The following is a 24020-nucleotide window of genomic DNA, read 5'->3' as shown; positions in this document are numbered from 1 at the left end:
TGTGCAAAAAGTTTCGCGGTTGCCCAAAGGATTGGCGGTGTTCGTTCGTCCAATCCATATCGAGGTAGGATTGTGGCCGCCGGCATGCCGCGCGTGACAGCGGACAAGGCCTATGCCACATTTTGTACCTAATTTGTCCTGCAAAAGCCCCTTCTCTACGAAAGAAGGGACAGCTCATGAGGGAGCCGCTTGAAATGGCAACTATCGCGCTTGTCGATGACGACCGCAACATTCTGACATCGGTGTCGATCGCCCTCGAATCCGAGGGGTATCGCGTCGAGACCTACACGGATGGTGCGTCAGCGCTGGAAGGACTGGCGGCACGCCCGCCGAATCTTGCCATCCTCGACATCAAGATGCCGCGCATGGACGGCATGGAACTGCTGCGCCGGATGCGCCAGAAGTCCGACCTTCCGGTGATCTTCCTGACCTCCAAGGATGACGAGATCGACGAATTGTTCGGCCTCAAGATGGGCGCCGACGACTTCATCCGCAAACCGTTCTCGCAGCGTCTGCTGGTCGAGCGGGTGCGCGCCGTGCTGCGCCGGGCCAGCGCTCGCGAGGCCGCCGCCAAGACACCCAGCCAGCAGGCCCGCTCGCTCGAGCGCGGCCAGCTTGTCATGGACCAGGAGCGCCACACCTGCACCTGGAAGGGCGAGCCGGTGACGCTCACCGTCACCGAGTTTCTGATCCTGCATTCGCTGGCGCAGCGTCCCGGTGTCGTAAAAAGCCGTGATGCGCTGATGGATTCGGCCTATGATGAGCAGGTCTATGTCGACGACCGCACCATCGACAGCCACATCAAGCGGCTGCGCAAGAAGTTCAAGGCCGTCGACGACGACTTCGAAATGATCGAAACCCTTTACGGAGTCGGATACCGGTTCCGCGAAGCGTAAGTTGATGCATGTCGCCCAAAAGTGGTCCCGGTTTTGGGACAACGACATGCATCTGACCAAAGACTAGGCGGGAGCTGCTATTCGATGGCAGTCGAGGCACAGCGAACAAGACCGGCGGGCGCCTCTAGGCGGCCGTCGCGGATCATGCCGTCCTTCGTGTCGAAGATCACGGTGCCGATGCGTCGCTTTCTCGGCCATCACATCTTTTCCAGCCTGACGCGGCGTATCCTCTTCCTCAACCTTGCCGGCCTGGCCGTTCTGGTGACCGGCATCCTCTATCTCAACACCTTCCGCGACGGGCTGATCGACGCCCGCGTCGAAAGCCTGATGACCCAGGGCGAGATCATCGCCGGTGCGATCGCCGCGTCGGCGACGGTCGAGACGGATTCGATCAGCATCGACCCGGAAAAGCTGCTCGAGCTGCAGGCCGGCGAAAGCCTGGGACCGGGCTCCGACCAGCTCGACAATCTCGACTTCCCGATCAACCCGGAGCGTGTCGCGCCGGTGCTGAGAAGGCTGATCTCGCCGACCCGCACGCGTGCCCGCATCTATGACCGCGACGCCAACCTGCTGCTCGATTCACGCCATCTCTATTCGCGCGGCCAGATCCTGCGCTACGACCTGCCGCCGGTCGACGAGGAAGAGCCCGATCTGGTCGAGCGCATCCAGAAATTCGTCTTCGACTTCTTCCGCAACACCGAGCTGCCGGTCTATCACGAGCAGCCGGGCGGCAATGGCGCCGCTTTCCCGGAAGTGGTCAAGGCGCTCACCGGCAGCCCGTCGACCATCGTGCGCATCTCGGAACAGGGCGAGCAGATCGTTTCCGTGGCCGTGCCGATCCAGCGCTTCCGCGCCGTTCTCGGCGTGCTGATGCTGTCGACCGAAGGTGGCGACATCGACAAGATCGTCGCCGCCGAGCGCAAGGCGATCCTGCGCGTCTTCGGCATCGCGGCGCTGGTCACCGCCATCCTGTCGATGCTGCTCGCCTCCACCATCGCCAATCCGCTGCGCCGGCTGTCGGCGGCGGCGGTGCGCGTGCGGCGCGGCGTCAAGAGCCGCGAAGAAATCCCCGACTTTTCCGACCGCCAGGACGAAATCGGCAATCTGTCGATCGCCATACGCGACATGACCAACGCGCTCTACGCCCGCATCGAGGCGATCGAAAGCTTCGCGGCCGACGTGTCGCATGAATTGAAGAACCCGCTGACGTCGCTGCGCAGCGCGGTGGAGACCTTGCCGCTGGCCAAGAACGACGATTCGCGCGGCCGGCTGATGGACATCATCCAGCACGATGTCAGGCGGCTGGACCGGCTCATCACCGATATTTCCGACGCCTCGCGCCTGGACGCCGAACTGGCGCGCGAGGATGCCGGGACGGTCGATCTGAAGAAATTCATCACCGATCTGGTCGCCGTTTCGCGTGAGGCAACGCGCAACAAGAAGGCGGTCGAAATCGAGTTCAAGGTCGCCAAGCTGCCGCAGGGCGTCAAAGGCTATGTCGTCGTCGGGCATGATCTGCGCATCGGCCAGGTCATCACCAATTTGATCGAGAACGCCCGTTCCTTCGTTCCCGAGGACCATGGCCACATCAGCCTGTCGCTGGCGCGCGCCGGCAAGTTCAACATCGTCACGGTCGACGACAATGGTCCCGGCATCCGCGCCGACAACATCGACCGCATCTTCGAACGCTTCTACACCGACCGTCCGGCCGGCGAGGCGTTCGGCCAGAATTCGGGCCTTGGCCTGTCGATATCCAGGCAGATCGTCGAGGCCCATGGCGGCACATTGACCGCCGAGAACATCCCCGGCACCAAACCCGGCGAGATCAAGGGTGCACGGTTTGTCGTGACATTGCCGGCCGAAGCATGACCCCGAAAAGTGGGTACCGGTTTTCTCGGACGAACGGTTCCGTTCGTCCAGAGATCATGCTTCATCCAAAAACATGATCGGGCAAGATCGTGCATGATCCAGTTGCGCAGCCTGAAAACATTCACGGAACCGCGATCCTGATCGGCGAGCGCGGCGTTCTTATCACCGGGCCGTCCGGCGCCGGCAAGACGACGCTGGCGTTGACACTCCTGGACCATTGCCGGGCGCGCGGGCTGTTCTCGCGGCTGATCGGTGACGACAGGCTGCTTGCCGCGGCCCGCGCCGGGCGACTGGTCTGTCGCGTGCCGGCGACCATCGCCGGTCTCGCCGAAGTGCCTGGGTTCATGCCACGCCCGCTGCCGTTCGAGCCGGGCGGAGTGATCGATCTGCATGTGAGGCTGGTGCCAAAGGCAGAGATGGCCCGTTTCCAGGAGGAAATCAGCGAGCCGGTCGCAGGCTGCCCAGTGCCGCGTATCGACCTTGCCGAGCGTAACGCCGCCACGGCCTTGCCCGCCGTGATGGCGCGGCTGTCGATCGCGCCTTTTCTATGATCCGCCCCGGCTTTTTTGCTGCAATGCGTCAAAATGGCATGGGCCTGCGCAATTTTGGGCTTGTCAACGGGCCGCGCGTCGACAAGATAGCGCTCCCGCCGCCTGGAATGGCTGGCGAGCATAAAATGCGCCTGTGAAGCGGCGATGACGGGAGCCACCAAAGAATGATCGGACTCGTGCTTGTAACGCACGGTCAACTGGCCGCCGAGTTTCGACATGCCGTGGAACACGTCGTCGGGCCACAAGACAATTTCGAAACCGTGGCGATCGGCGCCGACGACGATATGGAGCAGCGTCGCCGCGACATCGTCGATGCGGTTGCCCGTGTCGATACCGGGACGGGCGTCATCGTGCTGACCGACATGTTCGGCGGCACGCCGTCCAACCTTGCCATTTCGGTGATGGAGTCCGGCCGCACCGAAGTGATCGCCGGCATGAACCTGCCGATGCTGATCAAGCTCTCCTCGATCCGCAAGGGCGACAATATGGCAACGGCCCTCGACGAGGCCCAGGCCGCGGGGCGCAAATACATCAACGTCGCCAGCCAGCTCCTGAGCAGCAAATGAACGCGCTGTCCCCGGAAAAAGATCATATCGCCAAAGATCCGATCACTAGGGACTTTCCCATCATCAACCAGCGCGGCCTGCACGCGCGCGCCTCGGCGAAATTCGTCCAGCTGGCCAGCGGCTTCGACGCCTCGGTGCATGTCGAAAAGGACGGCGTCAAGGTCGGCGGCACCTCCATCATGGGCCTGATGATGCTGGCGGCAAGCCCCGGCTACTCCATCCGTGTCACCGCCAGCGGGCCGGAGGCCCGGCAGGTCATCGATGCGCTGGAGCAGCTGGTGGCGTCCCGCTTCGGCGAGGAAAGCTGAACTCGTACACCGCGAATGCAGGTCCGGGAGACATGCAGGGATAAAGATTTCTTTATATCCCATTGTCGTCTTCGCCCCGATCTGCTAGTCAGGCCGGCAATTCGCGCCCTTCGACGCGCCGACCGGCGCGGGCGCATCCGCAACCAATTCGCAAGCATAACAATTCGCATCGGAGCACTGCCATGACGGGTAGCAAGGACTATGTGGTCGCCGACATCTCGCTTGCCGGCTGGGGCCGCAAGGAACTCGATATCGCTGAAACCGAAATGCCGGGCCTCATGGCCTGCCGTGAGGAATTCGGCTCCAAGAAGCCGCTCAAGGGCGCGCGCATCACCGGCTCGCTGCACATGACGATCCAGACGGCGGTGCTGATCGAGACGCTGAAGGCGCTCGGCGCCGATCTCCGCTGGGCCTCCTGCAACATCTTCTCCACCCAGGACCATGCGGCCGCGGCCATTGCCGAAGCCGGTATCCCGGTGTTCGCCGTCAAGGGCGAGTCGCTCGAGGAGTACTGGGACTACACCGACAAGATCTTCCAGTGGGCCGACGGCGGCCTTTCCAACATGATCCTCGATGATGGCGGCGACGCCACCATGTACATCCTGATCGGTGCCCGCGCCGAGGCCGGCGAAGACGTGCTGTCCAACCCGCAGAGCGAGGAAGAGGAATATTTCTACGCCCAGGTCAAGAAGCGCCTGAAGGCTTCGCCCGGCTTCTTCACCAAGCAGAAGGCGGCGATCCGCGGCGTCACCGAAGAGACGACCACCGGCGTCAACCGGCTCTACCAGCTGCAGAAGAAGGGCCTGCTGCCCTTCCCCGCCATCAACGTCAACGACTCGGTCACCAAGTCGAAGTTCGACAACAAATATGGCTGCAAGGAATCACTGGTCGACGGCATCCGCCGTGGCACCGACACGATGATGGCCGGCAAGGTCGCGGTCGTCTGCGGCTATGGCGACGTCGGCAAGGGCTCGTCGGCCTCGCTCAAGGGCGCCGGCGCCCGCGTCAAGGTCACCGAGGTCGATCCGATCTGCGCGCTGCAGGCGGCCATGGACGGTTTTGAAGTCGTCACGCTGGAAGATGCGGCACCCACCGCCGACATCGTCATCACCACCACCGGCAACAAGGATGTCGTAACCCTCGACCACATGCGTTCGATGAAGGACATGGTGATCGTCGGCAACATCGGCCACTTCGACAACGAGATCCAGGTGGCGTCGCTGCGCAACCTGAAATGGACAAACGTCAAGCCGCAGGTCGACATGATCACCTTCCCGGACGGCAAGCGGATGATCCTTTTGTCGGAAGGCCGGCTGCTCAATCTCGGCAACGCCACCGGCCACCCGAGCTTCGTCATGTCGGCGTCCTTCACCAACCAGGTGCTGGCCCAGATCGAGCTGTACACCAAGCCCGGCCAGTACGAGAATCAGGTCTATGTCCTGCCCAAGCATCTCGACGAAAAGGTTGCGCGCCTGCATCTCGACAAGCTCGGCGCCCGTCTGACCGAATTGTCCGGTGAGCAGGCCGCCTATATCGGCGTCACGCCGCAGGGCCCGTTCAAGCCGGAACACTACCGCTATTAACCAAAGCTAAATTTCCTACCAGATATTGAGGCCGGGCGATTGACTTTTCGCCCGGCTTTATTTTTGCGCGCCATCAGCCTTCACGGCGATTCGGCGAGGGGTTATTGTCAGGTGATTCGGCGATGCTTCCACCCCGAGAGGGGCTCGAGAGAGGTGCGCATCAGGGCGGTCTTGCATTCAGGCGGCGGAGAGGACCAAGACATGCCGGGGCAACACCCGCACAGAGCGGGACGGGCCGTTTCCGGCGGCCATGACGATTCGGGGATCACCGGCTCCGCTTTGCAAAGCGGAAGCCTGTCATGGCGCGCCCGCGCGTCAATCTTCCTTGCCACCTCCGCGCTGGCCAGTCCCTTGTCTATTGCTGCCGCGCATGCCGAAACCGCTGTGGCCGGATTGTCGGTGAGCGCCGTCGAGGTCATGCAGCTTGCCGTGTTTGTCGGCGTCACGGGAGCCGCACTTCTATCGGCCATCGTTCTCATCCGCGAAAGAGCCCGCACCTCGACCGAGAATGTCGAACTCAGGAGCCGCCTCGCTGACATCAATGCGGCGCTCCGCCGCTCGGAGGCGCTGCTCAATCTGCGCGACCAGCGCGTGGTCGTCTGGGCCGCGGAAAACAAGAAGCCCGAACTCATCGGCACCTTGCCCGTCGAAAGCGGCGCTCCGGAGGACCGGGCCGCTTTCCTCGCTTTCGGCCGCTGGCTGATGCCGCGTTCGGCGGCAGCACTTGAACATGCCGTTGCGGGATTGCGCGAGAAGGCGAGACCTTTCGATCTCGTCATCGAATCGCAGGCCGGCGCGCCGCTCGAAGTGCATGGCCGCAAGAGCGCGGCACATGTGCTCGTGCGTTTCGTCTCGCTCTCGGAGACGCAGCGCAGCCAAGCCAGGCTGAAGATCGAGAACCAGCGGCTGGCCGCCGACCATGACACGATGATCGGCCTGCTCGACGCGCTGAACATGCCGGCATGGCTTCGCAGTGAGGATGGGCGGCTGAAGTGGGTCAACCGGGCCTATGCCGATGGGGTCGAAGCCGAAAATGCCGAAGCCGCGGTTCGGGAGGCAAAAGAGTTCCTGGGCGGCCAGGCACGCGATGCGATTGCCGCCCAGCACAAGACGCATCCGGTTTTCGAGCAGTCGCTTTCCACCGTGATCGGAGGTGACCGGCGTGTGTTTGCGGTCACCGATTTCGCCGGCAGCGATGGCTCGGCCGGACTTGCTTGCGACACCAGCGCCATAGAGGCGGTTCGCGGCGAATACGAACGGACCGTCAGGAGCCACGCCGACACGCTCGACCAGCTCAACACCGCGGTTGCCATTTTCGACACCGACGAGAAGCTGCGGTTCTTCAACCAGGCCTTCCAGAAACTGTGGGGCCTCGACAGCGGCTTCCTGCACAGCGCTCCAGACAATGCCTTGCTGCTCGACCGGCTGCGCAGCGAGGGCAAGATCGCCGAGCAACCTGAATGGCGCCGCTGGAAGGAAGGCTTGCTCGGTGCCTATCGCGCCGTCGAATCGCAGGAACATTGGTGGCATCTGCCGGACGGCAAGACCATCCGCGTCGTCGCCAACCCGCAGCCCAAGGGCGGCGTGACCTGGGTGTTCGAGAACCTGACCGAGAAGATGGACCTCGAAAGCCGCTACCAGACAGCGGTGCGGGTCCAGGGCGAGACGCTCGACAATCTTGCCGAAGGCGTGGCGGTGTTCGGTCCCGATGGCAAGCTCCGGCTGTCGAACCCGGCTTTTGCCAAACTCTGGGGGTTGAGCACTGAGGCCGCCAAGCCCAATGTCCACGTGTCCACGATCCGCGACCTTTGCGACCGGCAGGCGGCGGACAGCCCTTGGCCAGGCTTCGTTGCCGCCATTACCGGCTTCGACGACGAGCGCCGCGACCGCCACGGCCAGACCGAGCTCAACAATGGCAATGTGCTGAGCTACGCCATCATCCCGTTACCCAACGGGCAAGTGATGATGACCTTTGTCGACGTCACCGACAGCGTCAATGTCGAACGGGCGCTGAAGGACAAGAACGAGGCGCTGCAAAAATCCGATCAGCTCAAGAACGAATTCGTCCAGCACGTCTCCTACGAATTGCGCTCGCCGCTGACCAACATCATCGGCTTCACCGAATTGCTGTCGCTGCCCACGACCGGTCCGCTGACGCAGAAGCAGCGCGAATATGTCGAGCATGTCAGCTCGTCCTCCTCGGTCCTGCTCACCATCGTCAACGACATCCTCGACCTGGCGACGGTGGACGCCGGCATCATGCAACTCGACATTTCCGAGGTGCAGGTCGATCGCACCATCGCTGCCGCGGCCGAACTGGTGGCCGACCGGCTGGAAGAGCATTCGATCAGGCTCGAGGTCGACGCCACCGCTGCACCGAAGACGTTCCACGGCGATGAGATCCGCATCCGCCAGATCCTCTACAACCTGCTCAGCAACGCCGCCAACTACGCGCCGGAAGCCAGCACCATCCGGCTCACCTGCCGCCATCTGGCGGACGGGGTGGAATTCTCGGTTCATGACGACGGCCCCGGCATGCCGCCGGACCTGCTCGATTCGGTGTTCCGCCGCTTCGAGCCGCGCGCCAATGGCGGCCGCCGGCGCGGCGCCGGTCTCGGCCTGTCGATCGTCAAGAGCTTTGTCGAGCTGCATGGCGGCAGCGTTCGCATCGAAACCGGCAGGGACAAGGGCACGACCGTCATCTGCACCTTTCCCGACATGCCGGGCATCCGCGCCGCGGCCGAGTAGCGCGCTCGATGACGGGATTGGTGCTGGAGCGTCTACTCGCCGACGAGACACAGACAGCACGGCTGGGCGAAGATCTGGCGCTGTCGCTGCGCCCGGGTGATGTGCTTGCCCTCAAGGGCGATCTCGGCGCCGGCAAGTCGACGCTGGCACGGGCCTTGATCAGGGCTTTGGCCGACGATGCCGGCCTCGATGTACCGAGCCCGACCTTCACGCTGGTGCAGAGCTACGACACCCGCATTCCGGTCCATCATTTCGATCTCTACCGCCTGTCCTCGGCGGCCGAGTTCAATGAGCTTGGGTTCGACGAAGCCCTGGCGCAAGGCGCCGCTTTGGTCGAATGGCCGGAACGGGCGGAGACCTATCTGCCGAAAGCCACGGTCCTGATCGAACTCGTCGAGCATGGCGACGGCCGGCTGGCGCGATTGTCGGGGCAGGGCGCTGCCTTCGATCGTGTGGCACGATCGCTGGCCATGCGCGACTTTCTCGAAAAGGCAGGCTGGGGGGAAGCGCAGCGCCGCCACTTCATCGGCGATGCCTCGGCCCGCTCCTATGAGATCGTTTCGCTGCCGGAACAGAAACCGCAAGTGTTGATGAACTCGCCACGGCTGGTGCTTGGCCCGCCGGTTCGCGACGGCAAGCCCTACGCCGAGATCGCACACACTGCCCAGTCGGTCTCAGCCTTCGTCGCCATCGACCGCGCCTTGAAGGCCGGCGGCGTCAGCGTTCCGGAAATCCATGCCGAGGACCAGGAGCAGGGGTTCCTGCTGCTCGAACACCTTGGTTCGGAAGGGTTTCTCGGCAGCGATGGCCAGCCGCTGGCCGAGCGCTACGCAGCGGCGGCCGAACTGCTGGCCATGATGCACGGCAGGACCTGGCCGCAGCGCCTGGATACAGGGTTGGGCGGCTTCCACGACGTACCGCCTTTCGACCGCGACGCCATGATGATCGAAGCCGACCTGCTGGTCGACTGGTACGTGCCGGCGATATCGGGCGGCCCGGCAAGCGACAGCTTGCGCGCCGGTTACCACAAGCAATGGAACGCGCTTCTCGACCGGCTGCAAGGCCGCGAGTACACGCTGATGCTGCGCGACTTCCATTCGCCCAACATCATCTGGCGCGGCGACCGTTCAGGGCATGATCGGCTGGGCATTGTCGATTTCCAGGATGCGCTGATCGGCCCTTCGGCCTACGATGTCGCCTCGCTCGCCATGGACGCGCGGGTCACCATCTCGCCCGAGATCGAGAAACAGACGCTGGATGCCTATGTCGCCGCGCGCCACGCAGCCGGTGCTTTCGACGAAGAAAGCTTCCTGGAATCCTACGCCATCATGGCGGCGCAGCGAAATTCCAAGATCCTCGGCATCTTCGTCCGTCTCGAAAAGCGCGACGGCAAGCCCTATTATCTGAAACACCTGCCGCGCATTCGCGATTATCTGCGCCGGGCCTTGTCTCATCCGGCGCTGGCAAGCCTGCGGGATTTCTACAATGCCAACGGCTTGCTGGAGGAGCGGGCGCTGTGACAGCAAGACCGGACACCGCCATCGTACTCGCCGCCGGGCTGGGCAAGCGCATGCGGCCGATCACCGACACCATTCCCAAGCCGCTGGTCAGGATCGCCGGCAAGACGTTGCTCGACTGGAGCCTGGACAGCCTGGCCGCCGCCGGTGTCGCCAAGGCCGTCGTCAACGTCCATTATTTTCCCGAACAGATCGTCGCCCATGTCGCCGCCCGCCGGGCGCCACGGATCGTCATTTCCGATGAGAGCGAACAACTGCTCGATTCCGCCGGCGGCATCGTCAAGGCGTTGCCGGAATTGGGCGAGCAACCCTTCTACATCCTCAACGCCGATACCTTCTGGGTCGACGACGGTCCTCTCAATCTCCAGCGCCTCGCCCTTGCATGGGACGCGGCGAAAATGGATATTCTGCTGATGCTGGCGGACCTCCATCAGGCGACAGGACACTGCGGCAGCACCGATTTCCTGGTGGCGCCGGATGGCGGCTTGCGGCGCTCAAAGGGGGATCCGGCGGGCCTGATCTATGCCGGGGCGGCGATCGTCCATCCACGCCTGTTCGAGCAAGCACCGGCCGGGCCGCACTCGCTCAACACCTATTTCGATTCGACCATCGCCGCGGGGCGCCTGTTCGGCATGCCGATGCATGGCCACTGGATCACCGTCGGTACGCCCGATGCCATTGCGCTCGCGGAAGCAGCGGTCGCCGGCGCGCTAGCCGAGTCGCAATGAGCGGCTCAAGCCGCGTTTTCTCAATTCCGCCCGGAGCGCCGTTTCTGCCGACGCTTGCCGAGGCGCTTCTTGCCGGCCGTCTCGTTCCGGGATTTCGCTTCGACGGCGACCCGCTCGCTTTGGCCGATGTCACCATCTATGTGCCGACGCGCCGTGCCGCGCGCGCTCTGCGGGGTGTCTTCGTCGACAGCTTGGCCGCACGCGGTGGCGGCGGTTCGGCGATCTTGCCGGTCATCCGGCCACTCGGCGAGTTCGACGAGGACGAGGCCGCATTCGAGCCCGAGGCATCGGCGGCCATCGATCTCGCACCGCCGATCGCAGCGACTGAGCGCCTGTTGCTGCTGACGCCGCTGGTGCGCGCCTGGAAACGCCGGCTGCCGGCACATGTCGCCGCCCTTTTCGCTGAGGAGATCGTCATCCCGGCCTCCACCGCCGATGCGATCTGGCTGGCGCGCGATCTCGCCCGGCTGATGGACGAGATCGAGACGGAGGGCACGGACTGGGCCAAGCTCACCGGCCTGGTGACCGGCAACCTTGCCGGATGGTGGCAGGTGACACTCGAATTCCTCGGCATCGTCACCGACGCCTGGCCGAAATTCCTTGAAGAGAGCGACCGCTCCAATCCGGCCGCGCATCGCAGCGCGCTGATCCGCGCCGAGGCCGCACGGCTGCAGCGCAATCCGCCTGCTGGCCCGGTCATCGCCGCGGGATCGACCGGCTCGATCCCCGCCACGGCAGAACTGCTTGCCGTGATCGCGCGCTTGCCCGGCGGTGCCATCGTGCTGCCCGGTCTCGACCGGACGCTGGACGAAGCGTCGTTCCAGGCAATCGCCGCGCCCGGGGCACGTCCGGCCGTGCTTGGCCACCCGCAATATGGCCTGGCCAGGCTGATCGGCAAGATCGGCGTGCTGCGCGGCGATGTCGAGGAGATCGGCGCGGGCGAACCGCAACTTGCGCTTCGCGCTGCCCTTGTCGGCGAAGCATTGCGGCCGGCCGAGACCACCGAACTCTGGGCCGAGACACGTGCCGATTTCCTGGCATCCGACATTGCCAGCGCCTTCGCCGAGGTGACCTTGCTCGAAGCGGCCAGCGAACGCGATGAAGCCGTTGCCATCGCCGTCGCGCTCAAGCGCGCGGTCGAACAACCCGGCCAAAGGGCGGCTCTCGTCACCGGCGACCGCGCATTGGCGCGGCGCGTCTCGATCGAGCTCCAGCGCTTCGGCGTCGTTGCCGACGATTCCGGCGGTACGCCGCTCGCCAACACCCCGGCGGCCAGCCTGCTCAGGCTGGCGCTCGAGGCGTTGTTCCGGCCAGGCGATCCGGTTGGCCTGTTGTCGCTGCTCAAGCATCCGCTGCTTGGCCTCGGCCTCGAACGGGCTGATGTGCGCCACGCGGCGGAACTGGTCGAACTGGTGGCGCTGCGCGGCGGCACCGGTCGCCCCGACATCGTTTCGCTGCCGGAACTGTTCGAGGCCCGCCTCACCGGCCTCGGCAGCGGCAGCCGGCCCCCCTTCTGGTTTTCCCGGTTGACCGTGCGCTCCATCGAAAGCGCGCGGAATTCGCTCGAACGTCTCAAGCAGGCGCTGGAGCCGCTCGCGGCTTTCCGTGGCCAGGCGGACGCCGACCTTGCCGCGCTGGTCAGGGCCAGCGTCGTCGCACTCGAAAATCTCGGCCGCACCGCCGATGGCGGCCTTGGCGAACTCTATGCCGGTGACGCCGGTGAAAAGCTTGCCGAACTGCTGCGCGGGCTGGTCGCCGCATCGGCGTCCTTGTCGTTCGCGGCGGGCGAGTGGCCCGACGTAATGGCGGCGCTGATCGCGGCCGAAACGGTCAAGCCGGCGCAAGGCACCGACAGGAACATCGCCATCTGGGGCGCGCTGGAAGCGCGGTTGCAGACGGTCGATACGCTGGTCATCGGCGGGCTCAATGAGGGCGTATGGCCGCGCAAGCCGGAGAGCGACCGCTTCATGTCGCGGCTGATGAAGACCGGCATCGATCTCGAACCGCCGGAACGGCGCATCGGCCTTGCCGCGCATGATTTCCAGATGGCGATGGGCGCCAGGAAGGTGGTGCTGTCCCGCTCGGCACGCGCCGGCGACGCCCCCGCCGTGCCGTCACGCTGGCTGCAGCGCCTGCTCACTTTCATAGGCAACGACCAGGCGGCGGAGCTGCGTCGCCGTGGCGACGAATTGCTTACCTGGGCACGTGCGCTCGATACCGGGCCAAGGCAGGATTTCGCGCCGCGACCGCAACCGAAACCGCCGCTGTCCGTCCGGCCGAGCCATTTTTCGGTCACCGAGATCGAGACCCTGCGCCGGGATCCCTACGCTGTCTATGCCAGACGGATCCTTGGTCTGATGCCGCTCGATCCGGTTATTCGCGACCCCGGTGCGGCTGAGCGCGGCACGCTGTTTCACGCTATCCTGCACCTCTTCTCGGCGCGCGTCGCCGATCCGCGCGCGCCCGATGCGCTCGCCGGCCTTATCGCCGCTGGCCGCGCCTGTTTTGCCGAAGCTTCACTTCCGGCCGATGTCGAGGCGGTGTGGTGGCCGCGTTTCGAAAAGCTCGCCGCCAACATCATCGAGTGGGAGCGCACGCGCGCTGACGCGGTGATCCGCCGGCATGCCGAGGAGCGCGCCGGCAAGACCGTCGTCGGCCAATCCGGCGTGACGCTGTCCGGCTACGCCGACCGGGTCGATCTTCTGGCCGGCGGCATGGCCGACATACTGGATTACAAGACCGGCTCCTCGCCGTCCAAGGCGCAGGCGCACACGCTGCTGGCGCCGCAGCTGGCGCTGGAGGGTGCGCTGCTCAGGCGCGGCGCCTTCAAGGATCTGGGCGCGCGCGAGCCCTCGCAACTGGCCTTCATCAGGCTGAAGCCGAATGGCGAGGTGTTCGAAGAATCCATCCTCGAACACAACCGCCAGCCGCGCACCGCAGCCGATCTTGCCGAAGAGGCCTGGGCGCGGCTGGAAAAGCTCCTGATCCACTATGCCGACCCGGCGACCGGCTATCTGTCGCGCGCGCTGCCGTTTCGCGAAGGCGAGACCGATGGCGACTACGACCATCTCGCCCGCGTGCTCGAATGGTCGGCAGGCGGCGATGCCGGTGACGAGGGAGGGGAGGCATGAAGAAGGCCTATCCCATCCCCAGCGACACCGCGAACAGCCAGGCCCGCGCCGCCGATCCCGGCAATTCCGCCTGGGTGTCGGCGAACGCCGGCTCCGGCAAGACCCATGTGCTGGCCCAGCGTGTCATCCGGCTGCTGCTGCGCGGCACGGACCCGTCGAAGATCCTGTGCCTGACCTACACGCGCGCCGCTGCCGCCAACATGTCGAACCGGGTTTTTTCAACGCTGTCGGAATGGACCACGCTCGGTGACGCCGACCTTGCGGCAAAGGTCGAGGCTCTGGAGGGGCGCCGGCCCGATCTCGAGACCATGCGCCGGGCGCGGCGCCTGTTCGCCGAAGCGCTGGAAACACCCGGCGGGCTGAAGATCCAGACCATCCATGCCTTCTGCGAATCGGTGCTGCACCAGTTCCCGCTGGAAGCCAACATCCCGGCCCATTTCGAGATGCTCGACGGCCAGATGGAGGCGTCGCTGTTTGCCGCCGCGCGCCGCGACATGATCTCCGGCACCGCCGCCGGCGACCGGGATCTGGCCGAGGCCTTTGCCGCCATTCTCGACCGTGGCGGCGAAGCCGGGCTCGATGCCTTGCTGGGCGAGATCGTGCGCAAGCGCGACGGCTTGCGCAATTTCATCGACGCCGCCGGGCGCGACGGCACGCGTTTCCAGGCCTTGTTCGATGAGTTCGATTTTCGCCCCGGCCAGACCGCCGAAGGCATAGCCGCTTCGGTGTGGCCGTTGCCGGGCTTCCTGCCGGACTATTTTGCCGGCTTCGCCCAGGCCGCAGAAGCCGCTGACGCCAGATCGGTGCTGAACAATATCCTGCCCTATGCGCGCCAGGCTTTTGCCGAGGGCGATCCCATTCGCCGCCTGCAACTGCTCGCGAGAGCCTTCCTCAAGACCGATGGCGACGCCTACGACCCGGCAAAGGCCTTCAAGAAGGCTTTGGTCGACCGACTGCCGGATCTGGCGGAGCGCTACCTCTCGGCGACCAAAGCCATCATCGAAACAGCCGACCGGCTGGCCCTGTTTCGGATGCTGGAAGGCACAAGCGCCGCACTGACCGTCGCCGACTGGCTGATCGCCCGTTACGAAGTGCTGAAGCGCAGCCGCGGCTTTCTCGACTTCAACGACCTGATCACCCGCACCGTCAACCTTCTGGCGCGGCCCGATGCCGGCCCCTGGGTGCAATACAAGCTCGACCAGGGCATCGACCACATCCTGCTCGACGAGGCGCAGGACACCAGCCCCGATCAATGGGAAGTGGTGAAGCGGCTGGCGGAAGAATTCTTTGCCGGCTTTGGCGCCCGCGACAGGGTCCATCGCACGGTCTTTGCCGTCGGCGACGAGAAGCAGTCGATCTATTCGTTCCAGGGTGCAGCACCGGACTCCTTCGCCGACAGCCGGCTGTTGTTTGCCGGACGGGTGCGCCAAGCCGAGGCGTCCTTTGCCGACCTCAAGCTGACCTGGTCGTTTCGCTCGACCGATGACGTCCTTACCGCGGTCGATCGCGTCTTTGCCGATCCGATCGTGCGGCGCGGCATCAGCCATGATCCCGATCCGCTGCGCCACCAGGCGATCCGCACCGACGCGCCCGGCTATGTCGAGGTATGGCCGTCGGTCGGCGCCGACATCGTCGACGAGCCCGACGACTGGACGCAAGCCATCGACCATGCGCATGCGCCGGCGGTGCGCGTGGCCGAGAATGTCGCCGCCACCATTGCCGGCTGGATCGGCACTGGTGAGATCATCGAAGGCCGTGGCAAGCGGCTGCGGCCGGGCGACGTGCTGGTGCTGGTGCGCAAGCGCGATCGCTTCGTCCATGCACTGACCCGTGCCTTGAAACGCCGCGACATTCCCGTTGCCGGCGCCGACCGGCTGAGCCTGCCCGGACACATCGCCGTCAAGGACCTGATCGCGCTCGGTCATCTCCTCATCCAGCCGCAGGACGACCTGTCGCTCGCCACCGTGCTGCGCAGCCCGATCTTCGATCTGCCGGAAGAGACGCTTTTCACGCTCGCCGCGGAGAGACCGGCCGGGTTGTCGTTGATCGCATCGCTGCGCACTCACGCCGGCGACAGCGAGAGACTTGCGGCGGTCGTCACCCAACTCGATACCTGGGCGAGCGAGGCCGCCTTCAAGCCGGTGTTCGAGTTTTACGCTGGCCTACTGGCGCGTGACGGCGTGGGCAGAAGTGATGGTGTGCGCAAAAGGATGATCGCGCGGCTTGGCCCTGAGGCCGGAGACATTCTCGACGAGTTCCTGAGTTTCTGCCTTGCCGAGGAGCGGACCGGCCTGCCGGGGTTGGAAGCCTTCCTGTCGACGCTTGAAAATGCCGGTCCCGAGATCAAGCGCGAGATGGACCAGACCCGCGACGAGGTTCGGGTCATGACCGTGCACGCCGCCAAGGGCCTCGAAGCGCCGGTCGTGTTCCTGGTCGATGGCGGTTCCGCCCCATTCAGCGACCAGCATCTGCCGCGCTTGATGCCCTTCGACGGCTCCGGCGCAAACTGGGACGGCAAGGGTTATCTCTGGCGCTCGGCCAGCGATGTCGCCAATGGCTTTTCGAAAGCGGCGGCAGCGCGGGCACGGGAACTCGCCGATGACGAATACCGACGGCTGCTCTATGTAGGCATGACCCGTGCCGAGGACCGGCTGATCGTCTGCGGCTATCACGGCAAGCGGGCGCCGAACGCCGGCACCTGGCACTCGATCGTCAGCCGTGCGCTGCTGGGCGCTCCGGAGAGCGAACAACGTCCGCATCCCGCCGGCGGTGAGCCGGTGCATCGTTTCCATGTGACGAAGCTGCCGCCCGTCGCGCCAAGTTCCGCTGAGCAGGTACGGCAGGCCGACGCTTTCGGGCCCTTGCCGGCGACCCTGTTCCGGCCCTTGCCGCCTTTCGAGGATTTGCCGCTTCCGCTGTCGCCATCCGGCGCCTCGGCGCTGATCGACGAGGGCAAGGAAGCCGTGGTCGACAAGGCGTCGCCGGTGCTCGACGCCGATGCCGAGCCGGGCTTTGCCGTGTTGCGCGGGCTTGCCCTGCACAAACTGCTGCAGATGTTGCCCGGCATCGCGGAGCCCGAACGCGCGGGCGCGGCCGAGCGCTATCTCTTGCGAACGGGCGCGGGCTGGCCTGCGTTAGAGCGCGAAAAGGCGCTGGCGTCGGTCACATCAATCCTTGCTGATCCCGGCTTCGGTCAGCTGTTTGCGCCATCGTCGCGTGCCGAGGTCGCAATCATGGGCAGCCTGGAGGTCAAGGGCAAGAACCGCTCGATTTCCGGCAAGATCGACCGGCTGGCGGTGACATCGGACAGTGTGTCGATCGTCGACTACAAGACCAACCGGCCGGCGCCAGCCACTCTGGCCGAGGTGCCGCCAGCCTACCTGCTCCAGCTCGCCCTCTATCGCGCCTTGCTGCAACCGCTCTATCCCGGTCGCACGGTCAAGGCGGCCTTGCTGTTCACCGAGGCGCCGCGGCTGATCGAACTGCCGGCCAGTGCCATGGACGACGCCCTTGCTCGACTCACGGGAGCGTGACACAACACCTGCTTGAAGAAGGGCGCGATCACCACCACATTTGGTGGGACAAAAACTTTCAAAAGGATTTTTCCATATGGCAACCGTGAAGGTCGACAAGAGCAACTTCCAGGCTGACGTGCTTGACGCCAACGTACCGGTCGTCGTCGATTTCTGGGCGGAATGGTGCGGTCCCTGCAAGATGATCGCGCCGGCGCTCGAAGACATCGCCACCGAACTCGGCGCCAAGGTGAAGATCGCCAAGCTCAACATCGACGAGAATCCGGAGCTTGCCGCCCAGTTCGGCGTGCGCTCGATCCCGACGCTGATGATCTTCAAGGGTGGCGAAATGGCCGACATGAAGGTCGGTGCAGCGCCGAAGACCGCGCTGTCGCACTGGATCAACGGCAACCTCGCCTGACCCATCTGAAATTCCCGATATCAAGCCCGGCCTCGCGCCGGGCTTTTTGTTGGCGTCATCGGTGCGTCGCTCTGGCCCTCGCGTCCAGCCACTCCATGTCATCTGCTTGAGGTAGACAGGAGAACTCCATGACCGGATCCGCCAAGGCCACCGTCTTCATCGACAATGAGCGTGTCATCGTCACCGAATACCGCTTCGCACCGGGTGAGAACACCGGCTGGCACCGTCACGGCCACGACTATGTCGTTGTGCCGCTGATGGACGGCAAGGTGAAGCTTTTGACCAAGGATGGCGAATCCTTTGCCGAGATGAAGAAGGGCGCGCCCTATTTCCGCAAGGAAGGCGTCGAGCATGACGTCATCAACGCCAATGAAGGCGAATACGCCTTTATCGAGATTGAACTGAAGTGATGGCGTGCCATCAGCTGCCATCTTGATGGCAGGCGCAGGAAAGGCATATCTTTCTCAAAAAGGGAGTTTGAAATGGCCGAACCCCAGCTTTCCGTCCGCAGCGCAAAAGCACGTGATCTTGCGCATCGACTCGCTCGTCGCGAAAACCGCTCAATAGCTGATATCGTCGAACGCGCGCTTGAATCCTATGAGATTCGGGAGGCCGGGCGAGAACCGGCATCCGCCTTCTACTCTCGCCTGACGGCAAGCGTTGGCGTCGACATCGATCTGGAAGAAATCATCTGGGAAAGCCGTAAGGTCCATACAGGGCCGGAGCTTTGATTTTCGTCGACACCAATGTGATTTCAGAGAGCCTTGGAAAGGCGCCTGACGCGGCTGTCATGGCTTGGCTGGTCAGCAACGATGCCGAACTGGGGCTTCCCACGGTGGCGATTGCCGAAATCGCTTTCGGCATCCAAAAGATACGACCTGACGAACGTGCCGATCGCCTGGAGCAAGGTCTCTCCCAATGGCGCCATCGCTTTGCCGGTCGCATTTTTGGGCTGACGGAGGAGGCGGCTCTGGCTTATGGCGAGATTATGGGAACCGCGACACGTCAGGGCCGGGGCATGTCGGCACCCGATGGCATGATTGCAGCGATAGTGCGCGTGAATGGCGGTCGGCTGGCAACGTGTAACCTGAACGACTTCGGCCCGGCCAAACTTGAGCTGATCTCACCTTGGGATTTCTAGGGCGTTTCACCGTTTCACGGAAAAGGCGGAATGCTCTACCAGTCGGCGATACGATCACCGCCGGCGAATTGCGCGCTTTTGGCGGTGTATTCGAACAGCTCGATCTTCACATCGTTAGGATCGCGTATCCAGGCCTGAAACGTGTCGTCGCAGGCATGCTTCTTGTCCGTGACATCGACGCCTTTCGATTTGATATGGGCGATCGCAGCGTCGATGTTCTCAACCTCAAGGCAAAAGTGGTTGATCTGGTTCTGCTCGCTGTATGCAGTGCCGTCCTTCTGAAACACCTCGACATGGCTGCTGCCGCCGCAATTTAGGTAGAAGCCAAAGATCTTGCCGTCGCGCAGGAAATTGAACTGTGTATCCAGGCCAAGGACGTCGCGATAGAAGCTTCGCGTTGCCTCCAGGTCATGCGCGAAGATGCAGACGTGGGCGAGCTGCTTGACCTTGATCATGACGGGTTCCTCGCAGAAAATCCGACCTCAGGTCGGTGGCGTGCCGTTCTCGGCCAGGACAGCGCCGGCCAGGTACAATGAACCGCCGATCAGGATGCGGGGCGCCGGGCCGTCCCAGGTATCGCGCAGCAGCATCAGCGCGCTGGCGACGGAGCTCACCGGCTCGGCCGTCAGTCCCGCTTCCGTAGCGCGGATCGCCAGTTCGTCGTTCGGCACGCCGGCCTCGCTCAGGCTCACCGGCACCGTGTAGACATGCCGGGCGAGGCCTTTGAAGGCACGGAAATAGCCGCTCTGGTCCTTGGTGTTGATCATGCCGGAGATGAGGAAGAGCGGCCGCGGGTTCTTTTCTTCCTGCTCGGCCAGCGCTTCGGCAATCACCACGCCAGCGCCCGGATTGTGGCCGCCGTCGAGCCAGATGTCGGCGCCCTTCGGCGCCAGTTCGGCCAGCCGGCCCTGCGCCAGCTTCTGCATGCGGCCGGGCCAGGCGACGTTGATCATCGCCTTTTCGGCGGCGCGATGGCTGATCTCGAAACCGGCCGCCTTGACCGCGGCGATCGCCGCCGCCGCATTGGCGAACTGGTGGCGTCCGGGCAGCCGGGGCGGCGGCAGGTCCATCAAGCCGTCTTCGTCCTGGTAGACCATGCGGCCGTTTTCCTCGAAGGCGAGGAAATCCTGGCCGTAGACGAAGGTCGGGCACTCCAGCCGCTCGGCGGTTTCGATCAGCACCTGCAGCGCCGTCTCGCTCTCCTGGGCACCGATCACCACCGGGCAGCCGCGCTTGATGATGCCGGCCTTTTCGGCGGCGATCAGTTCGACACGGTCGCCAAGATAGGCCTCGTGGTCGAGCGACACCGGCATGATCACCGACACGGCTGGCTCCTTGACGACATTGGTCGCGTCGAAGCGCCCGCCCAGCCCGACCTCGATGATGGCGGCGTCGGCCTGGTGTTCGGAAAACAAGAGGAAGGTGACGGCGGTGAGGATTTCGAAGACGGTGATCGTCTCGCCTTCATTGGCCCTGGCGACGCGCGCGATGGCATCGGCGAAAACCCTGTCCTCGACCAGCCTGCCGCCGCCATCGGCGGCCAGCCGGTAGCGCTCGTGCCAGTTGACCAGATGCGGCGAGGTGTGGACATGGACGCGGTAGTCCGCCGCCTCGAGCAGGGCGCGCGAAAAGGCAGCGCACGAACCCTTGCCATTGGTGCCGGCGATGTGGATGACCGGCGGCAGCCGGTCCTGCGGATTATCAAGCCGCTCCAGAAGCCGCGAAATGCGGTCGAGCGAAAGGTCGAAGCCTTTCGGGTGAAGCGCCATCAGGGCTTCGATTTCACGGTCGGCGGCAAGCGTTGTCATGGCGCAATCCTGGCGCATGACCCCGAAAACCAGAATCGGTTTCGCAAAGGCCATGGCAATTCAAAAAGCTACTGCGCGCCAGGGATATGGCGCAATCGCTGTTCGCGGCGCTTCTTGTCGCGTCAGGCCTGCGGACGTGCCTCGGCCGGAATTGTTGCCGGTGGCAGGATTTCCGGCTCCAGCGGCTTTTGCTCCTCCGGCAGCTTGAGCAGCATCTTCAGCAGGCGCGCGATGGTTTCGCGCAGTTCCAGCCGCGACACCACCATGTCGACCATGCCGTGCTCCATCAGATATTCGGAGCGCTGGAAGCCGTCGGGCAGTTTTTCCCGGATGGTTTGTTCGATGACGCGCGGTCCGGCAAAGCCGATCAGCGCGCCGGGCTCGGCGATGTGCACGTCGCCCAGCATGGCGTAGGAGGCAGTGACGCCGCCGGTGGTCGGATTGGTCAAAACGACGATATAGGGAAGGCCGGCTTCCTTCAGCCGATCGACGCCGACCGTGGTCCTCGGCAATTGCATGAGCGACAAAATGCCTTCCTGCATCCGGGCGCCACCGGAGGCGGCGAACAGGATCAGCGGCCGCTTGCGCTGCAGGGCCGCTTCGAAACCATGCACGATGGCGTCGCCGGCAGCCATGCCGAGCGAGCCGCCCATGAAGGCGAAATCCTGCACCGTGACCACGACCGGCAGGCCTTCGACGGTGCCGAGCGCATTGATGATCGCGTCTTCCAGGCCGGTCTTGGCCTTGGCGTCCTTCAACCGGTCGACATAACGCTTCTCGTCGCGGAATTTCAGCGGATCCTGCATGACCTTGGGGTTGTCCAGGGTCTCGTATTTGCCGTCGTCGAAGAAGAATCTCAGCCGCTCCTTGGCCGAGATCTTCATGTGATGGCCGGAGGACGGAATGACGAACTGGTTGGATTCCAAATCCTTGTGGAACACCATCTCGCCGGTCTCCGGATCCTTGATCCAGAGGTTTTCGGGCATGTCGGTGCGCCGGCCGAGCATCGAATTGATCTTCGGGCGAACGTAATTGGTGATCCAGTTCATCGCTTCGGCTCCTGTCCTGACGAAGAGTTGGGTAAAGACGTAGGGAAACTATTCGGCAGCAGCAAGGCGGGCCAAGCGTACACCTTGCGCAAGGCCGCTGACCAGCGTGGCGACGGCTTCAGCGGGGTCGGCGGTCTTCTCGCCCTTCGGCCCCAGCACATTGGCCACCGCATTGACGATCGCGGTGCCGACGACGACGCCATCGGCATTGGCGCCGATGACCCGAGCCTGCTCGGCGGTCTTGACGCCGAAGCCGACGCAGACCGGCAGGTCGGTATGGCCCTTGATGCGCTTGACCGCCGCCGCCACCTTGCCGGTGTCGGCAAGTGCCGAGCCGGTGATGCCGGTCATCGACACGTAATAGACGAAGCCGGACGTGTTCTGCAGCACTTTCGGCAGGCGCTTGTCGTCGGTGGTCGGCGTCGCCAGCCGGATGAAATTGATGCCGGCCTTGAGCGCCGGAATGCATAGTTCCTCGTCCATCTCCGGCGGCAGGTCGACGACGATTAGTCCGTCGATGCCGCTGGCGATAGCGTCCTTGAGGAAGCGATCGACGCCATAGATGTAGATCGGATTGTAGTAGCCCATCAGCACGATCGGCGTTTCATTGTCGCCGGTGCGGAAGTCCGCCGCCATCTTCAGCGTCTTGACCAGCGTCTGGCCGCCTTTCAGCGCCCTCAAGCCCGCCGCCTGGATCGCCGGGCCATCAGCCATCGGATCGGAGAACGGCATGCCGAGCTCGATGATGTCGGCGCCAGCCTTGGGCAGCGCCTTCATGATCGACAGCGAGGTGTCGTAGTCGGGGTCGCCGCCCATGAAATAGGTGACGAGCGCCGGGCGGCCTTCGGTCTTCAGCTTCGCCATGCGGCGGTCGATGCGGGTGGTCATGTCTGGCCCTTTGGACGAATTTTGCTCATAATCAACTCCCAAATCGAAACTGTCCAAAGGGCCTAGATCTCCATGCCCAGCATGCTGGCCACCGTGTGCACGTCCTTGTCGCCACGGCCGGACAGGTTGACGATGACGATCTGGTCCTTGTCCATGGCAGGCACGATCTTCACCGCATGCGCGATGGCATGGGCCGATTCCAGCGCCGGGATGATGCCTTCGACGCGCGTCGTCAGCTTGAAAGCCTCCAATGCCTCGTCATCGAGGATCGGTATATATTCGACGCGGCCCGAATCGCGCAGCCATGAATGCTCCGGGCCGACGCCGGGATAGTCGAGACCGGCCGAAATCGAATGCCCGTCCATGATCTGGCCGTCGGCATTCTGCAGGAGATAGGTGCGGTTGCCATGCAGCACGCCGGGCTTTCCTGCATTCATCGAGGCGCAATGCTCGATGCCGTCGAGGCCGCGGCCGCCGGCTTCGATGCCGATGATGCGAACCTCCTTGTCGTCGAGGAAGGGATGGAACAGGCCGATGGCGTTCGAGCCACCGCCGACAGCGGCGATGATGGTGTCCGGCAGCCGGCCTTCCTGCTCGAGGATCTGCGCCCGCGCCTCGATGCCGATCACCGACTGGAAGTCGCGCACCAGCTCCGGATAGGGATGCGGGCCGGCGGCGGTGCCGATCAGGTAATAAGTGTCCTCGACATTGGTTACCCAGTCGCGCAACGCCTCGTTCATGGCGTCCTTCAGCGTGCCGTGGCCTGATGTCACCGGCCGCACTTCGGCGCCGAGCAGCTTCATGCGGAAGACATTGGGGCTTTGCCGGGCGACGTCGGTCGCGCCCATATAGACGACGCAGGGAAAGCCGAAGCGGGCCGCGACCGTGGCGGATGCGACGCCATGCTGACCGGCGCCGGTCTCGGCGATGATACGCTTCTTACCCATGCGCTTGGCCAGCAGGATCTGGCCGAGGCAGTTGTTGATCTTGTGCGAACCGGTGTGGTTCAGATCCTCGCGCTTGAAATAGACCTTTGCGCCGCCGAGATGCCTGGTCAGCCCCTCGGCGAAATAGAGTTTCGAGGGCCGCCCGGCATAATGGGTCGACAGGTCAGTCAGCTCGGCTCTGAAATCCGCATCGTTCTTGACCTCGTTCCAGTGCCGCTCCAGGTCGAGGATCAGGGGCATCAGCGTTTCGGCGACGAAACGACCGCCAAAAATGCCGAACATGCCCTGTTCGTCGGGTCCGGTGCGGAAGGAATTGGGTGTCGCCGGCTTGTTCATCGCCGATCTCCTGGCTTGTCG

20 protein-coding genes are annotated in these 24020 nt (G+C 64.1%); 15 read left to right on the top strand and 5 right to left on the bottom strand.

What is annotated here, in order from left to right; translation table 11 throughout:
• Positions 1 to 194: 194 nt before the first annotated feature.
• The 15 genes from ACZ89F_RS30385 to ACZ89F_RS30315 all read left to right on the top strand — a co-directional run bounded on the left by ACZ89F_RS30385 (position 195) and on the right by ACZ89F_RS30315 (position 18971).
• Positions 195 to 896, top strand: a complete 702-nt coding sequence (locus ACZ89F_RS30385) for a response regulator transcription factor (RefSeq protein ID WP_013528337.1) — start codon at positions 195 to 197, stop codon at positions 894 to 896.
• An 84-nt stretch (positions 897 to 980) separates the two neighbouring features.
• Positions 981 to 2765: a stimulus-sensing domain-containing protein gene (locus ACZ89F_RS30380; protein WP_476095872.1), complete on the top strand. Its 1785-nt coding sequence runs from the start codon at positions 981 to 983 to the stop codon at positions 2763 to 2765.
• 89 nt (positions 2766 to 2854) lie between these two features.
• On the top strand, positions 2855 to 3316 hold the full coding sequence (locus ACZ89F_RS30375; protein WP_183446114.1) for an HPr kinase/phosphorylase: 462 nt from the start codon (positions 2855 to 2857) through the stop codon (positions 3314 to 3316).
• A gap of 164 nt (positions 3317 to 3480) precedes the next feature.
• Positions 3481 to 3882 (top strand): PTS sugar transporter subunit IIA, encoded by a 402-nt coding sequence (locus ACZ89F_RS30370; protein ID WP_476095871.1) that lies wholly within the window; start codon positions 3481 to 3483, stop codon positions 3880 to 3882.
• Positions 3879 to 4190, top strand: coding sequence for an HPr family phosphocarrier protein (locus ACZ89F_RS30365; RefSeq protein ID WP_056589312.1), 312 nt, complete (start codon positions 3879 to 3881; stop codon positions 4188 to 4190). The genes ACZ89F_RS30370 and ACZ89F_RS30365 overlap by 4 nt, the downstream gene beginning before the upstream one ends.
• Before the next feature lie 182 nt (positions 4191 to 4372).
• Positions 4373 to 5773, top strand: a complete 1401-nt coding sequence (ahcY, locus tag ACZ89F_RS30360; RefSeq protein ID WP_476095870.1) for an adenosylhomocysteinase — start codon at positions 4373 to 4375, stop codon at positions 5771 to 5773.
• Positions 5774 to 5974: 201 nt separating this feature from the next.
• Complete coding sequence (locus ACZ89F_RS30355; protein ID WP_476095869.1) at positions 5975 to 8521, top strand: sensor histidine kinase; 2547 nt, start codon at positions 5975 to 5977, stop codon at positions 8519 to 8521.
• An 8-nt stretch (positions 8522 to 8529) separates the two neighbouring features.
• Positions 8530 to 10041: a tRNA (adenosine(37)-N6)-threonylcarbamoyltransferase complex ATPase subunit type 1 TsaE gene (gene tsaE, locus ACZ89F_RS30350; RefSeq protein WP_476095868.1), complete on the top strand. Its 1512-nt coding sequence runs from the start codon at positions 8530 to 8532 to the stop codon at positions 10039 to 10041.
• The gene (locus tag ACZ89F_RS30345) at positions 10038 to 10766 is read left to right on the top strand and encodes a nucleotidyltransferase family protein (RefSeq protein WP_476095867.1); all 729 of its coding nucleotides are present in this window, start codon (positions 10038 to 10040) and stop codon (positions 10764 to 10766) included. Before tsaE ends, ACZ89F_RS30345 begins: the two co-directional genes overlap by 4 nt.
• Entirely contained in the window at positions 10763 to 13897 is a 3135-nt protein-coding gene (addB, locus tag ACZ89F_RS30340; RefSeq protein ID WP_476095866.1) for a double-strand break repair protein AddB, read from the top strand. Before ACZ89F_RS30345 ends, addB begins: the two co-directional genes overlap by 4 nt.
• The gene (addA, locus tag ACZ89F_RS30335) at positions 13894 to 17430 is read left to right on the top strand and encodes a double-strand break repair helicase AddA (protein ID WP_476095864.1); all 3537 of its coding nucleotides are present in this window, start codon (positions 13894 to 13896) and stop codon (positions 17428 to 17430) included. The genes addB and addA overlap by 4 nt, the downstream gene beginning before the upstream one ends.
• A gap of 76 nt (positions 17431 to 17506) precedes the next feature.
• Positions 17507 to 17830, top strand: coding sequence for a thioredoxin (gene trxA, locus ACZ89F_RS30330; RefSeq protein WP_013528326.1), 324 nt, complete (start codon positions 17507 to 17509; stop codon positions 17828 to 17830).
• A 128-nt stretch (positions 17831 to 17958) separates the two neighbouring features.
• A complete protein-coding gene (locus ACZ89F_RS30325; RefSeq protein WP_013528325.1) occupies positions 17959 to 18240 on the top strand; it encodes a cupin domain-containing protein in 282 nt (93 codons plus the stop codon).
• 72 nt (positions 18241 to 18312) lie between these two features.
• Positions 18313 to 18561 (top strand): type II toxin-antitoxin system VapB family antitoxin, encoded by a 249-nt coding sequence (locus ACZ89F_RS30320; protein WP_476095862.1) that lies wholly within the window; start codon positions 18313 to 18315, stop codon positions 18559 to 18561.
• Positions 18558 to 18971, top strand: coding sequence for a PIN domain-containing protein (locus tag ACZ89F_RS30315; protein ID WP_476095860.1), 414 nt, complete (start codon positions 18558 to 18560; stop codon positions 18969 to 18971). Before ACZ89F_RS30320 ends, ACZ89F_RS30315 begins: the two co-directional genes overlap by 4 nt.
• Positions 18972 to 19006: 35 nt before the next feature.
• On the opposite strand, the gene ACZ89F_RS30310 is transcribed toward ACZ89F_RS30315, so the two are convergent.
• From ACZ89F_RS30310 to trpB, 5 genes are all read right to left on the bottom strand, one after another.
• The gene (locus ACZ89F_RS30310) at positions 19007 to 19426 is read right to left on the bottom strand and encodes a VOC family protein (protein ID WP_476095858.1); all 420 of its coding nucleotides are present in this window, start codon (positions 19424 to 19426) and stop codon (positions 19007 to 19009) included.
• A gap of 27 nt (positions 19427 to 19453) precedes the next feature.
• Positions 19454 to 20779, bottom strand: coding sequence for a bifunctional folylpolyglutamate synthase/dihydrofolate synthase (locus ACZ89F_RS30305; protein WP_476095857.1), 1326 nt, complete (start codon positions 20777 to 20779; stop codon positions 19454 to 19456).
• A gap of 122 nt (positions 20780 to 20901) precedes the next feature.
• Positions 20902 to 21828, bottom strand: coding sequence for an acetyl-CoA carboxylase, carboxyltransferase subunit beta (accD, locus tag ACZ89F_RS30300; RefSeq protein ID WP_476095855.1), 927 nt, complete (start codon positions 21826 to 21828; stop codon positions 20902 to 20904).
• Between the two features lie 48 nt (positions 21829 to 21876).
• Positions 21877 to 22716, bottom strand: a complete 840-nt coding sequence (gene trpA / locus ACZ89F_RS30295) for a tryptophan synthase subunit alpha (protein WP_476095853.1) — start codon at positions 22714 to 22716, stop codon at positions 21877 to 21879.
• Positions 22717 to 22778: 62 nt separating this feature from the next.
• Complete coding sequence (gene trpB / locus ACZ89F_RS30290) at positions 22779 to 23999, bottom strand: tryptophan synthase subunit beta (protein WP_476095851.1); 1221 nt, start codon at positions 23997 to 23999, stop codon at positions 22779 to 22781.
• Positions 24000 to 24020 lie beyond the last annotated feature (21 nt).

The sequence above is a fragment of the Mesorhizobium sp. USDA 3734 genome, assembly GCF_056279665.1.
Note: the sequence above shows the minus strand (reverse complement) of the source record. Positions and strands in the feature narration are given on the sequence as shown.

Coding starts and splice junctions, on each gene's coding strand:
- addA (WP_476095864.1), top strand. CDS start 13,894: ATGAAGAAGGCCTATCCCATCCCCAGCGACACCGCGAACAGCCAGGCC.
- ACZ89F_RS30365 (WP_056589312.1), top strand. CDS start 3,879: ATGAACGCGCTGTCCCCGGAAAAAGATCATATCGCCAAAGATCCGATC.
- ACZ89F_RS30380 (WP_476095872.1), top strand. CDS start 981: ATGGCAGTCGAGGCACAGCGAACAAGACCGGCGGGCGCCTCTAGGCGG.
- ahcY (WP_476095870.1), top strand. CDS start 4,373: ATGACGGGTAGCAAGGACTATGTGGTCGCCGACATCTCGCTTGCCGGC.
- trxA (WP_013528326.1), top strand. CDS start 17,507: ATGGCAACCGTGAAGGTCGACAAGAGCAACTTCCAGGCTGACGTGCTT.
- ACZ89F_RS30310 (WP_476095858.1), bottom strand. CDS start 19,426: ATGATCAAGGTCAAGCAGCTCGCCCACGTCTGCATCTTCGCGCATGAC.
- ACZ89F_RS30385 (WP_013528337.1), top strand. CDS start 195: ATGGCAACTATCGCGCTTGTCGATGACGACCGCAACATTCTGACATCG.
- ACZ89F_RS30370 (WP_476095871.1), top strand. CDS start 3,481: ATGATCGGACTCGTGCTTGTAACGCACGGTCAACTGGCCGCCGAGTTT.
- ACZ89F_RS30305 (WP_476095857.1), bottom strand. CDS start 20,779: ATGACAACGCTTGCCGCCGACCGTGAAATCGAAGCCCTGATGGCGCTT.
- addB (WP_476095866.1), top strand. CDS start 10,763: ATGAGCGGCTCAAGCCGCGTTTTCTCAATTCCGCCCGGAGCGCCGTTT.
- trpB (WP_476095851.1), bottom strand. CDS start 23,999: ATGAACAAGCCGGCGACACCCAATTCCTTCCGCACCGGACCCGACGAA.
- accD (WP_476095855.1), bottom strand. CDS start 21,828: ATGAACTGGATCACCAATTACGTTCGCCCGAAGATCAATTCGATGCTC.
- ACZ89F_RS30320 (WP_476095862.1), top strand. CDS start 18,313: ATGGCCGAACCCCAGCTTTCCGTCCGCAGCGCAAAAGCACGTGATCTT.
- ACZ89F_RS30325 (WP_013528325.1), top strand. CDS start 17,959: ATGACCGGATCCGCCAAGGCCACCGTCTTCATCGACAATGAGCGTGTC.
- tsaE (WP_476095868.1), top strand. CDS start 8,530: ATGACGGGATTGGTGCTGGAGCGTCTACTCGCCGACGAGACACAGACA.
- trpA (WP_476095853.1), bottom strand. CDS start 22,716: ATGACCACCCGCATCGACCGCCGCATGGCGAAGCTGAAGACCGAAGGC.
- ACZ89F_RS30355 (WP_476095869.1), top strand. CDS start 5,975: ATGCCGGGGCAACACCCGCACAGAGCGGGACGGGCCGTTTCCGGCGGC.